Consider the following 13,989-nt stretch of genomic DNA (forward strand, 5'->3'; position numbering starts at 1 on the left):
ACGAACTGGTGGAAGACTCCTGTGCAGGACTTCATGACGAGTGACAGACGGGACAAGGGAGCACGATGGCACGTGACGGGCTGCCGACGCTCCGGATCGCCGTCGTCGGAACCGGTCTGATCGGCGGATCCGTCCTCCGGCGCCTGGCCCAGACCGAGCACGAGGTCGTCGGCTGGGATCTCGACCCCGGTACGCGCACCACCGGGACCGATCTGGGGCTGGCGTTCGCCGATCGGCTCGACGACGCCCTCGCCGGGCGGGACGTCGTCTTTCTCTGCGGACCGCTGTCGTCGCTGCCCACCGGGTTGGCCGAAGTGGTCGCCGCGGCTCCGAAGCACTGCGTGATCACGGACGTCGGCAGCACCAAGATGGCCGTCGCGGTGGCGGCGGAGCGGGCCGGGCTGGCCGGTCGCTTCGTCGGCGGTCACCCGATGGCGGGTTCGGAACGGGCGGGGCTCGCCGCCGCCACGCCCGATCTCTACGTCGGGGCGCCGTGGGTGCTGACGCCGCTCGGCGTACCGGGGCTGCCCGCGTTCCGGCTGCTGGCCCGGCTCGTCCTGGAGTCGTTCGACGCGCGGGTGGTGCCGCTGGACGCGACCGTTCACGACGACATCGTGGCGCTCGCGTCGCACATCCCGCACATCCTGGCCGGTGCGCTGGCGACGGCCACCGATCGGTCCGACGTTCGCGCGGCGGTGCTGAGTCTCGCCGCGGGCAGCTTCTCCGACGGCACCCGAGTCGCCGGTACGCCCAGCGCCCGCACCACGGACATGCTGATCAACAACCGGGCCGCGATCGCGCGCCGGATCGGGCTGGTCCGATCGGCCCTCGACGATCTCGTGGACGCCGTCGTCGCTGGGGACGCCGAGCGCCTGCTGAGCTGCCTGAGCGAGGGGCGGCACGCCCGGCTGGACCTGCTGGCCCGGCATACCGAACCCGCGTCCCGGACGTTCACCGCCGGCGAAAGCTACAACGAGGAGCTCACTTACCTCTTGGAGTTGGGCGCGTCCGGTGGCTGCGTCACCGGTTGCCAGATCGACGGCGATCGCGTCACGTATGCCGTGCTGAAGCCGGCGACTCCATGATCATGGTCAATTTCCGGTTGCTATGACACCACGGAAATGACCATGATCATGAAAAGCACGAATCGCGAGCCGATTAGGGAAGCGCGAGGATGCGGTCGGCCGCCGCCGCGATGCGTTCGTCGGACGCGGTGAGCGCGAGCCGCACGAAAGGCTCTCCGGCCGGGCCGTAGAACTCGCCCGGTACGCCCAGGACGCCCCGATCGGCCAGCCAGCCGACCGTTCGCAGACCGGGTTCGTCGCGGGTGGCCCACAGGTACAGGCCGGCCGTCGAGTGCTCGATGCGGAAGCCGGCCTTCTCCAGTGCCGGCCGCAGCACCCCGCGACGGGCTCGGTAGATCTCCCGCTGCCGGTCGGCGTGCGCCTCGTCGCCCAGTGCGGCGACCATGGCGGCCTGGACCGGAGCCGGCACGATCATCCCGGCGTGCTTGCGCAGCAGGAGGAGGTCCGCGACCAACTCCGGGTCGCCCGCGACCAGGCCCGCCCGATAGCCGGCCAGGTTCGACCGCTTCGACAGCGAGTGGATGGCGAGCAGGCCGGCTGCCGACCCGTCACAGACCTCGGGATCGAGGATCGAGACCGGCGTCTGTTCCCACGGCAGGCTGAGGTAGCACTCGTCGGAGGCGATGACCGCGCCGCAGTCCCGGGCCCAGGCCACCCACGCGCGCATCTGGGCGACGGTGGCGACCCGGCCGTGCGGGTTGCCCGGCGAGTTCAGCCAGACCAACGCCGCGGGCTCGGCAGGCGGCGTGTCGGCCCGGACGACGGTCGTCCCGGCCAGCAGCGCGCCGACCTCGTAGGTGGGGTAACAGACCTCGGGGATGACGACGGTGTCCCCCGGGCCCAACCCCAGAAAGCGTGGCAACCAGGCGACCAGCTCCTTGGAGCCGATCGTCGGCAGGACCCCCAGCTCGCCGCCGGCCCGGCAGTAACGCCGGACGTAGGCGAGCATCGCGTCCCGCAGCGCCACGCTGCCTGCGGTGAGCGGATAGCCGGGCGAGTCGGCCGCGCCGCTGAGCGCCGCCTGGAGCAGCGGGTCCACCGAGTCCACCGGGGTGCCCATCGACAAGTCGACGAGCCCGTCCGGATGCGCGGCGGCAACCGCCTTGAGCGGCTCCAGGCGGTCCCAGGGCACGTCGGGCAGCCCGGCGGCCGGTGAACGGCGGCCGGCGCTCGCCCGGCTCATGCTCAGTGTCCCTCGCCTCGCGGCGGCAGGCCGGCGATGAATGCGGCGTCAGCGTTGATCTTGCCGATCTTCGAGGCACCGCCGGGCGAACCGAGGTCGTTGAAGAACTCGTAGTTCGCCGGGGTGTAGTCGCGCCACTGCTCGGGAACGTCGTCCTCGTAGAAGATGGCTTCGACGGGGCAGACCGGCTCGCAGGCACCGCAGTCGACACACTCATCGGGGTGGATGTACAGCATCCGGTTGCCCTCGTAGATGCAGTCCACCGGGCACTCCTCGATGCACGCCTTGTCGAGGACGTCGACGCAGGGCTCGGCGATGATGTAGGTCACGGGTCGTCCTTCCAGCTGGCGATGGCGGGCAGCCACCGACAGCTTAGTATCGCGCCCGGGAGGTGGTCGATGGTGCTGGCCCTCAGTGCGCGCGACATCGGATCTCGGGTAGTCGTCCGGAGACGGGTCCAGACGGGTGAACGCCCCCTTTATACCGATTTGTTGGGCGAGCTAACCGAAATCACGCCCGCCGAAGTCGTGATTCTCACCTCCGCCGGTGCGGTGCGCGTACCAGTGGATGAGATCCATCGTGCGAAGCCGGTGCCCGCGCGCCGGGGCCCGACCGCCCGCGAGATCGCGGAGGTCGAGCGAGCCGCCACGCGCGCCTGGCCCCCTGCGGAGCTGGCGTGGCTGGGCGACTGGCGGTTGCGCGCCGCCGGCGGCTACACCGGCCGGGCCAACTCCGCGCTGCCCGTCGGCGACCCGGGCGTGCCGCTCAGCGCGGCGATCGAGCAGGTGGTGGCGTTCTACACCGAGCGTGACCTGCCGCCGCAGGTAGACGTGCCACTGCCGCTCGCGGCTACCGTCCAGCGCGAGCTGCTGAAGGCGGGCTGGCACGAGGAATGCGCCGTGCACGTCCAGACCATCGACCTCGACCAGCTCATCGCGGCCACCGACGCCGTCGGCTCGCTGTCCGCGCGGCCGTCACCCGCCGCGCTCGCCTTGATCGAAGGACGGCGCGGACCGTTGCCCGAGGCCGCGCATCACGTCCTGACCGCGGTCCCCACGCTTGCCTTCTGCGAGTACGCGGACGCCGGGGAGCCTCTTGGGCGAGCCGCCAGGAGTGCAGTCAGCGGCGACCTGCTCGCGATGGGTCGTGGCACCGTCACCGCCGCCGGTCACGCCGACGACGAAGGGGCACGCTGGCTCGGGCTGTTCGCGATCGAGACCGTGCCCGCGGCCCGTCGCCGCGGGCTGGCCCAACAGGTCGTCGGGCAGCTGGCGCGGTGGGGTCGCGAGCACGGCGCGAGCCACGCGTTCCTGCAGGTGGAGTCGACGAACGAAGCCGCGCAGGCACTGTACGCGAAGCTCGGCTTCACGACGCACCACAGCTACCTGCGCTATCGCCTCCGGCAGCGGCGTTAGACGCGCTTGGGCTTCGCCTTCGCGGTACGCGCGAACTGGCGGAGCTGCTTGGTCCGGATGTCCTGACCGGTGGCGACGAGGAGCAGCCCACCGAGCAGCGAGGCGCCGACCGCGATCGCGGCGTATTGCCAGATCTGCTCGAAGAAGTCGCCCGCGCCCATCTTGAACGGGCCCTCGCCGATGATGAGCGGTCCGGCCAGCACGATGAGGGCGCAGGACACGACCGCCGCCATCGCGAGGTCGAAGGCGACCGCGCCCATCGGCCGGCTGCGTCCCCAGAGGAAGGCGAGGACCGCGAACGCCAACGCGATCGCGCTCAGCCCGACGATGGGGACGAGATCCTGCTTGCTGGAGTTCTCCTCCAGCACGAACTTCGAGACGAGCCGTCCCGCCAAGTTGATCGCGAAGAGCGCTCCGGCCAAGATGCCGATCCGCTTCCACCTCTGCGCCATTCCGCCTCCCGCGCGCACATTCCGACGTGATCCTTATACGCCGTCGCCGGAAGATACACCAGGGGTCTCAAGGGCAGCTGGACGCCGACTTTCCGCTCTCAGACCACCCGACGTGGCTTGACCAGGCGCAGGAACGGAGTGGCGAAGCCGGCCATGCCCGCGACGACCGCCAGCGCACCCGCCCAATTGTCGGGCAGGATCAGCCAGTCGCCCTCGGGCCGCTCGGTCACCGCGGCGACCATCACGACGCACCACGGCACGATGGCGAAGACCGGCGCCCAGGTTTTGTCCACGGTGTACCAGGCGAACCACGTCAGCCCGAAGTTGGCCGCGAACGCGACGAGCATCGTGGCGGGCACCAGCACCGAGCCGACCCGCAGGTTGCTGTAGAAGACCTCGAAGATCGCGGTCAGCGCGCCGAGGAGGAAGGCGACGACCGCCCCGTAGATCCGGGTGAGCCACTCGATCATGCGTCCAAGCCCGAGAACAAGTCCGCTTCCCAGCCGTGCGCGCCGTCGCCCGGACCGCGCTCGCCGTACGCCAGCGTGTAGTACTCCACACCCATGAATTCGTCGCCGAAGTTGCCGGCGATCGAATAGAGCCAGGAGGTATCGGGAATCTGGGTGGCGTGCGCGTGCAGCGAAGCGACCTTCTTCTCGTGCTGGTCGGTGCCGTCGACGCAGGCGGCGATCTCGTCGTCTGGGGTGCCGAACGGGATGTCGTCGACGCTCGTGGCCTCGCCGAAGGGGTTGTCCGAGGAGTCCTTGAAGGCGTCCAGTCCCGCCTCCAGGACGCTCTTCGGCATCGCGCCCCAGTAGATCTTGGCCGGGCCGAAGCCCTCCGCCCGCGCCAGTTCGGCGGCGCGCATGGCGACCCGATGCGACTGAATGTGGTCGGGGTGGCCGTAGAAGCCGTTGGCGTCGTAGGTGACCAGCACCTGCGGCCGGGTCTCCCGCATGATCTCGACCAGGTGACCGGCGGCCTCGTCGAGGTCGGCCCGCCAGAAGCAGCGCGGGTGCTCGTTCGCGGGCGTGCCCATCATCCCGGAGTCCCGGTAGCGCCCGGCGCCGCCGAGGAAGCGGTGGTCGGCCACGCCCAGCGCGGCGCACGCCCGGTCCAGCTCGATCAGCCGGTAGCCGCCGAGCTGGTCGGCCTGGCTCGCCTCCAACTGGGCGAGGGCGGGCACGTGGATCTCGCCCTCCTCCCCGAGGGTGCAGGTCACGAGGGTCACCCGAGCGCCCTGGGCGGCGTAGTGGGCCATGGTCGCCCCGGTGCCGATCGACTCGTCGTCCGGGTGAGCGTGCACGAACAGAATGCTGCGATCCACCGGGCAACTCTAACGCCCGGCCGCGTCCGCCCCGCTGGTGCCGAGGCGTGGTGCATTCTGTCTAGGCAAACCGCCAAACCACCACGAATCGAACAGTCAGATGAATACGCTTCATGGTGTGACGGACCTTCAACCCCGGCGCATCGTCGTCGGGCGGGACGGCGAGCGGGTGGCGTACCTGCTCGGCGAGCGCCTCTGCGTCCTCGACACGGCCACCGGCGCGCTTCGCCCGGTCGCCGACGAGGTCGGGGCGTACGCCTGCGATCTGCACGCCACCGTCGCCGTCTTCGCCCGCCACGGACGCCTGCACCGCGTACGCCTGACCGGCGAGCCCGAGGTCGTCGACCTCGGCGTCGAGGGCGAGCAGCCACAGCCCGACCCGACCGGGCGGCACATCGCGTACCGGCGCGGGCAGGCGCTGCACGTGCTCATGGAGGGCGCGCACAGCGACGCCCCGTCCCCGGTGCTGCTGGCCGGCGAGGAGAGCCCGACGGTGCGGTGGGGCGAAGTCGACGACGACGCCATCGGCTTCGGCCGGAACCGCGGCTGGTGGTGGGCGCCCGACGGATCGGCGATCCTCGCCACGCGTACGGACGGCCCGCGCAGCACCTCGCTGCATCTGCTGGAACTCGACGGCGGCTGGGTCGACGTGCACTGGGACCGCTGGGTCTACCCCTACGTCGCCGGAGCCGGCTGGTTCGACGGGCCACCCCTGGTGACCGTGCTGCGCCGAGGCCAGAACCACGGGCTCGTGCTCGCGGTCGATCCGCGTACCGGGGAGACCCAGGTGCACGCGGAACTCTCCGATCCCCGGTTCGTCCGCACGGTCGACGGCACGCCGTTACACCTGCCGGACGGCCGCGTACTGGTCGGCAGCGAGATCGCCCACGAGAGCTACGACTCACGGTGCCTGTTCGCCGACGGCACCCTGCTCACCCCGCCCAACCTCTACGTACGCCGAGTCGTCGGCCGGATCGGGCCGATGTGCCTCGGTCCCGGGCTGCCGGCCTTCTCCGGGATGCCGCCGACCGAACCCCGACGTGGCGCCGGGGAGCGCTCGCGCGAGACGCCAGGAGCGCAGTCAGCTCTGGACAACGAACTCGGCGACCTGCTGATCGAGGCGAGCACCGACCCCGCCGAACAGCACCTCTACCGCGTACGCGGAGCGCTGGGCCGGGGCGGCGGGATGGCCGCCCAGCGGCTGACCCACGAGCCCGGCTGGCACACCGGCGAATGCGGCGGCGAGACGATGGTGATCGGCTCGGCCGGCCTGGACCACCCCGGTACGCACTGGCTGGTGTTGCGGCGGGGACATCAGGTCGGTGTCCTCGGCGACCCCGCCGCCGGCCGAAAGGACACAGCTCAGCCGGCGGATCTCCCCCGCCCGGTCCTCGACCGCGTCACCGATCGGCGACTGCCGGTCGGCGTGCTCTATCCGGGACGTCACCTGGTCGGACGGCGGCTGCCGGTGCTGCTCGACCTGGCGACCGGACTCGGCGGGCAGAGCGTGCTGGCCAGATCCGACGCGTGGGCGCTGCGGCAGCGCTGGGCCGAAGCGGGGTACGCCGTGGTCGCGGTCGACACTCGCGGCAGCGCCGGCATCGCGCCGAGCTTCGAGAAGGTGGTGCACCGGCGGCTGGTCGACCTCGTCGTGGCCGACCTGGCCGAGACCGTGCACGAACTGGGCGCGAAGGATCCCGACCTGGACCTGGAATACGTGCTGCTCCGGGGCACCGGCGTCGGCGGCTGGCTGGCCGCCCGGGCGGTGGCGGACCGGCCGGAGACCTTCCACGGCGCGGTCGTCCGCGACCCCGTACGCGCCTGGACGACTCTGCCGTCGGTGCTGGCCGAACGGTACCTGGGCAACCCCGACGACAACTCCGAGGTCTGGCTGCATCACGAACTGCGTGACCTGCCGGTGCGCGTACGCGAAATCGCCGCCGACGCTCCGATCGACGTCGAACTATCCGCATTGGACGCCCTGCTGCACTCCTGAACAGGAGCGGAAAGGAGCCCCGGAGAAGGGGCGAGGGCGGGCCCCCTGGGGTGCCCGCCCTCCATCTATTTGGTGGTGCTTCAGTGCTCGTCTGCGCCGGTGGCGACCTCGTCGGAGTAGTCTTCCTGCTCGATCAGGATGCCCTCCTCGGGGAAGTGGCAGGCCCCCAGCGAACCGCTCGACTTGATGGTCAGCGGCGGCTCCTGCTGGGCGCAGATGTCCTGGGCCTTCCAGCAGCGCGTCCGGAATCGGCAGCCGGACGGCGGGTTGATCGGGGTGGGCACGTCGCCCACCAGGCGGATCCGGCCCGCCGACTCGCCGATGTGCGCCGGGTCGGGCACCGCCGAGAGCAGCGCCTTCGTGTACGGGTGCGCCGGCCGCTCGTAGATCTGCTCACGCGAGCCGATCTCGACCAGCTTGCCCAGGTACATCACGCCGACGCGCTGGCAGAAGTGCCGGACGACGGACAGGTCGTGGGCGATGAAGACGAAGGCCAGGCCCATGTCCCGCTGAAGATCGCGCAGCAGGTTGATGACCTGCGCCTGGATCGACACATCGAGCGCCGACACCGGCTCGTCCGCCACGATGATCTTCGGGTTGAGCGCCAGCGACCGGGCGATGCCGATGCGCTGCCGCTGACCGCCGGAGAACTCGTGCGGGAAGCGGTTGTAGTGCTCGGGGTTGAGACCGACCAGCTCCAGCAGCTCCTGGACGCGCTTCTTCACGCCGCCGGGCGGGTTGATCCCGTTGACCTGCAACGGCATCGCCACGATCTTGCCGACCGTGTGACGCGGGTTCAGCGACGAGTACGGGTCCTGGAAGATGATCTGCATGTCCTGGCGGAGCCGTTGCAGCTTCGAACCCCGGGCCCGGGTGATGTCCTGACCCTCGAAGGTGATCTTGCCTTCGGTCGAGTCCAACAGCCGGACCAGCATGCGTCCTGTGGTGGTCTTGCCACAGCCGGACTCGCCGACCAGGCCGAGCGTCTCACCCGGACGGACCTCGAACGAGACCCCGTCGACCGCGCGGACGACCTGCTTGGCGCCGATCAGTCCACTGCCCCGCACCGGGAAGTGCTTGGTCAGGTTCTCCACCTTCAGCAGCGGCTCGGCGGAACTCTGGCCCTGCGGGCCACGCTGCTCGATCACCTGGGTGCTCACTGGGCGACTCCCACCGACGCGATTTCTTCCTGGTACGTCCGGTTGCGCTCCCGCTCGGGCAGGTGGCACGCGACCGTGTGGCCCGGCTCGTCGGCCAGCGCCAACGGCAGCAGCCGCGGCACGTCGACGTCGCACGGACCGCCGTTCAACATCGCGTACGCGCACCGCGGGTGGAACACGCAGCCGGACGGGATGTTGAGCAGGCTCGGCGGGTTGCCCTTGATGGGCAGCAGATCCGCGTCGGGGTCGCCGTGCAGCGACGGCATGCTGGCCAGCAGGCCCCAGGTGTAGGGGTGCTGGGCCGACCGCATGATCTGCTCGACCGTGCCGAACTCGGCCACCCGGCCGCCGTACATCACGAGGACGTCGTCGGCGACCTGGCTCACGACACCGAGGTCGTGCGTGATCAGGATGACCGCGGAGTTGAACTCACGCTGGAGGTCTTCCAGCAGGTCCAGGATCTGCGCCTGCACCGTCACGTCGAGAGCCGTGGTGGGCTCGTCCGCGATGAGCAGGTTGGGGTCGTTGACCAGGGACATCGCGATCATCGCGCGCTGTCGCATACCGCCGGAGAATTCGTGCGGGTACTGCTTGAACCGGCGGTCCGGCTGCGGGATGCCGACCCGGTCGAGCATCTCGATCGCGCGCTTCTTGGCGACCGCCTTCGACGCGTCCGGATGGTGGATCCGGTACGCCTCAACGATCTGCCGCCCGATCGTGTAGAAGGGGTGCAGCGCGGTCAGCGGGTCCTGGAAGATCATGGCGACGTCGCGGCCACGGAGCTTGCGCAGCTGGTCCTGGTTGAGCCCGATCAGCTCCTGCCCGCCCAGCTTGATGCTGCCCTTCATGGTGGTCGACTTGGGGTTGTGCAGACCCATGATGGACAGGCTCGTGACGCTCTTGCCGGAGCCGGACTCGCCCACGATGCCGAGGGTCTTGCCGCGTTCCACCGAGAAGCTCACGCCGTTGACCGCCTGGACCTGGCCGTCCTCGGTGCGGAAACGGACCTGCAGGTCTTCGACCTCGAGGTAGGGGGACTCGTTCGCAGTCATTGTCATCTCCCGGAAGAGCCGAGCTTGACCCGCGGGTCGATAACGGCGTACAGCATGTCGACGATCACGTTGGACAGCACGATGAAGACCGCACCGAAGAGCACCGTCGCCATGACCACCGGCAGGTTCTGTGCGAAGACCGCGCCGACGGCGGTCTTGCCCATGCCGGGAAGGCTGAAGGTGGTCTCGGTGATCGCCACGCCGCCGAGCTGGCCACCGATGTCGATGCCGGCGATCGTCACGATCGGAGTGATCGCGGCCCGCAAAGCATGCCGGAGATACACCGCCTTCATCCTCAGGCCCTTGGCCCGGGCGGTGCGGATGTAGTCCTCGCTCAAGGTCTCGATCATCTGCGCCCGCGAGAATCGCGAGTAGCTCGCCGAGTTGATCAGGCCGAGCGCGATCCACGGCGTGATCATGCCGCCGATCCAGCCGAGCGGATCTTCGAACGGGCTGATGTACTGCGCTCTGGGCAGCCAGCCGAGGTTGTAGACGAAGATCGCCAAGATGAGCGAGCCGAGGAAGAAGATCTGGGTCGACGCGAAGGTCAGGGCGGTGCCGGCGGCGATGCGGTCCAGCAGGGAGCCGCGTTTGATCGCGGAGGTCATCCCGAGCGCTGTACCGAACAGCACGTAGATGACGGCCGCGCCGAGCACGACGCTGAACGTGACCGGCAGCGTACGCCCGATGATGTCGGAGACTTTCTCATACGTCCGGAAGTTGATGCCCAGGCAGGGCGCGGGGCACTCGATCTTGTCCGGCCCGCTGCCGATGTCCCGGCCGACGAACACGCCTTTCATGTAGTTGGCGTATTGCGTCACCGGGCTTTTGTCGAGCTCGAGCGACTGCTCGATCTTGTCGTGCTGCGCCTGGGTGCATGCCTTGGTGCCGCACATCGTCGCCGCCGGGTCGGCGGGGCCGAGGAAGAACAGGCCGAAGACCGTCACTGAGATCGCGAAGAGCGTAAGGACGGCCAGGAGTGCCCGTTTGACGAAGAAGCGAAACATGGGGATGGGCCTTCCGGAGGAGTCACCGTGCAGCCGGATCGCGGCTGGACCGTGGCGGGCGGCCGTCGACCGCCCGCCACGGGTGGTGCGTGGTGATTCTCGGTCCCCGGTGACGAGCCGTTCAGCTCGTCACCGGAGCGCCTGGATCAAACCTGACCGAGGTCAGGACTTGACGTAGGCGCCGAGGACGTCGAACTGGCTGAACTGGTTGACGAAGGTGCCGCCGACCTTCGGGCCGTAGATCGAGAAGTTACGGCCGTAGCGCAGCGGGATCACCGGGGCGTAGTCCTTCATGATCTGCTCGTCCAGCGGGCCGTACTGCTCGGAAGCGGCACCGCGGTCGGTCATCTCACGAAGCTCCTTGAGCTTGGCCACGATGGTCGGCTCGTTGAAGTAGGAGTAGTTGTTGTTGCCCTCGGGAACGATCTTCGAACCGTCCATCAGAACACCCAGGGTCGACTCAGCGTCGGACCAGTCCTGGCCCCACGCCGAGGTCATCAGGTCGCAGTCCACGCCCTTGACACCGATGGTGGTGTAGTAGTTCGCCCGCTCGATGAACTTGGTGGTGATGTCGAAACCAGCCCGCTTGAGGCCCTCGACGATGACCGCGGCAACCGTCTGGTTCACCGTGGTGTTCGAGGTGCAGAAGGTCAGCTTCGGCACGGTCTTGCCCTCGAGGAGCTTCTTCGCCTTCTCGACGTCGCCGTGGTTGTCCGGCAGCGACGGGTAGACGTCGAACTTCTTGTAACCGGGCACCACCGGCGACAGGATCGTCGAGGCGGGGTCGGCGATGTCGTAACCACCGACGGCCTTGAGGTAGGCGTCCCGGTCGAAGGCGTAGTTCAGCGCACGCCGCACGTCAACGTCGGTCACCCGAGTGGTGTTGATGTTGATGTAGTAGACGTACTGGTTCGGGCCGGTCGCCACGCGCTTCATCAGCTCGGCGTTGCCCTTGACCTGCGGGATGGTGTCCGGCGGAACGTTGTCGATCATCACGGAGGCGGCGTCGTCGCCGGCGGCGGCGGTGAGCCGGTCGGTCTGCGCCTTCGCGTCACCGGTCATGTCGATCACGAACTGGTCGACGTACTGGTGACGGATCGGGTCCGACTTCGGGTCCCAGTTCGGGTTCTTCTCGAGAACCAGCTTGGTGCCCGGGACGTACTCCTTGGTCTTGTACGGACCCGACGAAACGAACTGGGTCTCGTACTTCTCCTTGGTGTCCTTCGCGGCCGGAACCGGCGTGGAGGTCGGGAACGCCAGGAGGAAGGGCAGCTCGGTGTGCGGCGCGTCGAACGTGAAGATGATGGTCTTGTCGTCCGGCGTGCTGACGCCCGGGGCGTACGGCTTGTCCGCGGTCGGGCCGGCGTAGCCGCCGTCCTTGCCGTAGCTCTTGTCCAGGGCGGCCTGGAGGTACTGCGGGCCCTGCGCACCACGCGGTCCGAAGGAACGCGAGATCGAGTACGCGATGTCCTTGGAGGTGATGGCGGTGCCGTCGTCGAACTTGACGCCGTCACGCAGGGTGTACTTCCAGGTCTTACCGTTGTCGGTGGTCTCACCGGCGTTGGTCGCCAGGTCGCCGACCAGCTTCAGCGGCTCGCCCTCCTTGGGCGACTCGATGTAACCGGTCAGCGTGCGGTGGAACAGCTGGCTGTAAGAGAGCGCGTTCGACACGTAGATCATCTGCGGGTCGAGGTGCTCGAAATCGCCGTCCTGAATGACGGTGATCTTGCCACCCGTGGTGTGGCCCTCGACGTCCGCGGCCGGCGTGACGGCCTCACCCTTGAAGTCGACGACGAAGGCTTGCTTCTTCGCCGTCTCGTTCTGGGTGCCGCCCCCGGTGTTCTTCGTGCAGGCTGCGCTCAACGCCACGCCCATGGCGAGCGCGCCAATGGCGACTGCCTTGAGGGTGTTTCGCACTAGGGTTTCTCCTTCCCATTTTACGCCCGGACACGTGGAGGGGTATCCGTCGGTGGCCGGGACGACTGTGGACCGAAGTTCTCCGCCGAGAACTCAGCGTTGCGATCAGCGAATCGATCAGCGGTTGGACTTCGGGTCGAGGGCGTCTCGCATGGAGTCGCCGAAGAGGTTGAACGCGAGCACCAGGGCCCAGATCGAGACACCCGGGATGATCAGGTAGGCGAGGTCGCCGGACTGCATGTAACCGATGCTGTGGTTGATCATCCGGCCCCAGTCCGGTGTCGGCTGCTCCACGCCGATGCCAAGGAAGGACAGAGCCGCCTCGGCCGTGACCGTCGCCGGCAGGGCCAGCGAGAACGTCACCAGGATCGGCGCCCAGAGGTTCGGCAGGATCTGCTTGAACATGATGTGCCCACGACCGGCGCCGGCCGCGCGGGCGGCCTCGACGTACTCCCGCTCGCGCAGCGAGATCACCTGACCGCGGACCAGCCGGGCGGTGCTCATCCAGCCGAAGACCGAGAAGACGACGATGATCGTGAGCATGCGCTCGGGCGCCGAGACGTAGCCGCTCGAGTCGGCGAGGTGGGTGTTGACGATCGGGATGATCGCGATCGCCATCAGCACGAACGGGAAGGCCAGCATGTAGTCGAAGAACCAGTTGAGGACCTGGTCGACCCAGCCGCCGAGGTAGCCGGCGACGATGCCGAGGACGACGCCGATCGCGACCGAGAGGATCGCGGCGAGGGACGCGACGATCAGCGACGTACGCGCGCCGTAGACGAACTGCATGAACAGGTCCCAGCCGGTCTGCGGCATGACGCCCAGGATGTGGATGTGGCCCGACGGGTTGTTGGTCGAGAAGTCGATGCCGCCGAAGTAGCCCAGCGGTAGGCCGTTGTTGTCCAGCAGGTCGGGGCTGTTGACCGTGGGACCGAGGCCGTAGATCTTCTCGATCAGCGGGGCCAGGATGGCGATGAGGATGAAGAAGCCCAGCACCCAGATGCTGCCCCGGGCGGTCCGGTCGCGACGCAGTCGCGACCAGGCGAGCTGGCCGGGTGACCGGCCGATGATCGCCTTCGGGGTCTTCGCACTCTCTTCCGTGGCCGCGACGTCGAGCACGCCCACGGCGCTGGAGTCGGCCGCGGGGGCCGCGGGCTCGGTGCCACGCGGGTTCGGCTCGCTCATGCGCCCATCTCCTCATACGTAGGTTGCAGCGCACCCGGGGATGTGCTGCCCCAAGTGTCTGAGGGGACGGTAGTAGCAAGAAACGCCGTCGTGAAGGCTGCTCAACATCAGTTCGATAACAACCCCGTCACGGATGGGCTGACCGCCGCAACCTTCTGACGTGCTGTAAGCTGCCCTGCCAGGCCGCCCTGTGACGGTTGTTTCTCCTGT

The 13,989-nt window shown here is 68.7% G+C and carries 13 protein-coding genes; 3 read left to right on the top strand and 10 right to left on the bottom strand.

The annotated features are described in order from the left end of the window. Positions 1-65 precede the first annotated feature (65 nt). Positions 66-1,085 carry a prephenate dehydrogenase gene (locus HDA40_RS19420; RefSeq protein WP_253757885.1) on the top strand — a complete coding sequence of 340 codons (1,020 nt, stop codon included), beginning with the start codon at positions 66-68 and terminating at the stop codon, positions 1,083-1,085. A 73-nt stretch (positions 1,086-1,158) separates the two neighbouring features. On the opposite strand, the gene dapC is transcribed toward HDA40_RS19420, so the two are convergent. Further along, the gene (dapC, locus tag HDA40_RS19425; protein WP_253757887.1) at positions 1,159-2,268 is read right to left on the bottom strand and encodes a succinyldiaminopimelate transaminase; all 1,110 of its coding nucleotides are present in this window, start codon (positions 2,266-2,268) and stop codon (positions 1,159-1,161) included. A gap of 2 nt (positions 2,269-2,270) precedes the next feature. After that, entirely contained in the window at positions 2,271-2,597 is a 327-nt protein-coding gene (gene fdxA / locus HDA40_RS19430; protein ID WP_253757889.1) for a ferredoxin, read from the bottom strand. Positions 2,598-2,666: 69 nt separating this feature from the next. Here fdxA and HDA40_RS19435 point away from each other — a divergent pair, with 69 nt between their 5' ends. Next, positions 2,667-3,683, top strand: a complete 1,017-nt coding sequence (locus HDA40_RS19435) for a GNAT family N-acetyltransferase (protein ID WP_253757891.1) — start codon at positions 2,667-2,669, stop codon at positions 3,681-3,683. Here the strand turns inward: HDA40_RS19435 and HDA40_RS19440 are convergent. The 3 genes from HDA40_RS19440 to mshB form a co-directional block, all read right to left on the bottom strand. Then, positions 3,680-4,135 carry a hypothetical protein gene (locus HDA40_RS19440; RefSeq protein ID WP_253757893.1) on the bottom strand — a complete coding sequence of 152 codons (456 nt, stop codon included), beginning with the start codon at positions 4,133-4,135 and terminating at the stop codon, positions 3,680-3,682. The two genes, HDA40_RS19435 and HDA40_RS19440, sit on opposite strands and share 4 nt — an antisense overlap. A gap of 98 nt (positions 4,136-4,233) precedes the next feature. Beyond that, positions 4,234-4,605: a hypothetical protein gene (locus HDA40_RS19445; RefSeq protein WP_253757895.1), complete on the bottom strand. Its 372-nt coding sequence runs from the start codon at positions 4,603-4,605 to the stop codon at positions 4,234-4,236. Continuing rightward, complete coding sequence (gene mshB / locus HDA40_RS19450; protein WP_253757897.1) at positions 4,602-5,462, bottom strand: N-acetyl-1-D-myo-inositol-2-amino-2-deoxy-alpha-D-glucopyranoside deacetylase; 861 nt, start codon at positions 5,460-5,462, stop codon at positions 4,602-4,604. The genes HDA40_RS19445 and mshB overlap by 4 nt, the downstream gene beginning before the upstream one ends. A 118-nt stretch (positions 5,463-5,580) precedes the next feature. On the opposite strand from mshB, the gene HDA40_RS19455 reads away from it, so the two are divergent. After that, the gene (locus tag HDA40_RS19455; protein WP_253757899.1) at positions 5,581-7,458 is read left to right on the top strand and encodes a prolyl oligopeptidase family serine peptidase; all 1,878 of its coding nucleotides are present in this window, start codon (positions 5,581-5,583) and stop codon (positions 7,456-7,458) included. Between the two features lie 80 nt (positions 7,459-7,538). On the opposite strand, the gene HDA40_RS19460 is transcribed toward HDA40_RS19455, so the two are convergent. The 5 genes from HDA40_RS19460 to HDA40_RS19480 all read right to left on the bottom strand — a co-directional run bounded on the left by HDA40_RS19460 (position 7,539) and on the right by HDA40_RS19480 (position 13,779). Next, on the bottom strand, positions 7,539-8,618 hold the full coding sequence (locus HDA40_RS19460; RefSeq protein WP_253757901.1) for an ABC transporter ATP-binding protein: 1,080 nt from the start codon (positions 8,616-8,618) through the stop codon (positions 7,539-7,541). Next, positions 8,615-9,670, bottom strand: a complete 1,056-nt coding sequence (locus tag HDA40_RS19465) for an ABC transporter ATP-binding protein (protein ID WP_253757903.1) — start codon at positions 9,668-9,670, stop codon at positions 8,615-8,617. The genes HDA40_RS19460 and HDA40_RS19465 overlap by 4 nt, the downstream gene beginning before the upstream one ends. A 2-nt stretch (positions 9,671-9,672) precedes the next feature. Next, positions 9,673-10,677, bottom strand: coding sequence for an ABC transporter permease (locus HDA40_RS19470; RefSeq protein ID WP_253757905.1), 1,005 nt, complete (start codon positions 10,675-10,677; stop codon positions 9,673-9,675). 162 nt (positions 10,678-10,839) lie between these two features. Beyond that, complete coding sequence (locus HDA40_RS19475; RefSeq protein WP_253757907.1) at positions 10,840-12,594, bottom strand: ABC transporter substrate-binding protein; 1,755 nt, start codon at positions 12,592-12,594, stop codon at positions 10,840-10,842. 117 nt (positions 12,595-12,711) lie between these two features. Further along, positions 12,712-13,779 carry an ABC transporter permease gene (locus HDA40_RS19480; protein ID WP_253757909.1) on the bottom strand — a complete coding sequence of 356 codons (1,068 nt, stop codon included), beginning with the start codon at positions 13,777-13,779 and terminating at the stop codon, positions 12,712-12,714. Positions 13,780-13,989 lie beyond the last annotated feature (210 nt).

Origin of the sequence: Hamadaea flava (assembly GCF_024172085.1) — a bacterium.
Taxonomy (GTDB): Bacteria; Actinomycetota; Actinomycetes; order Mycobacteriales; family Micromonosporaceae; genus Hamadaea; species Hamadaea flava.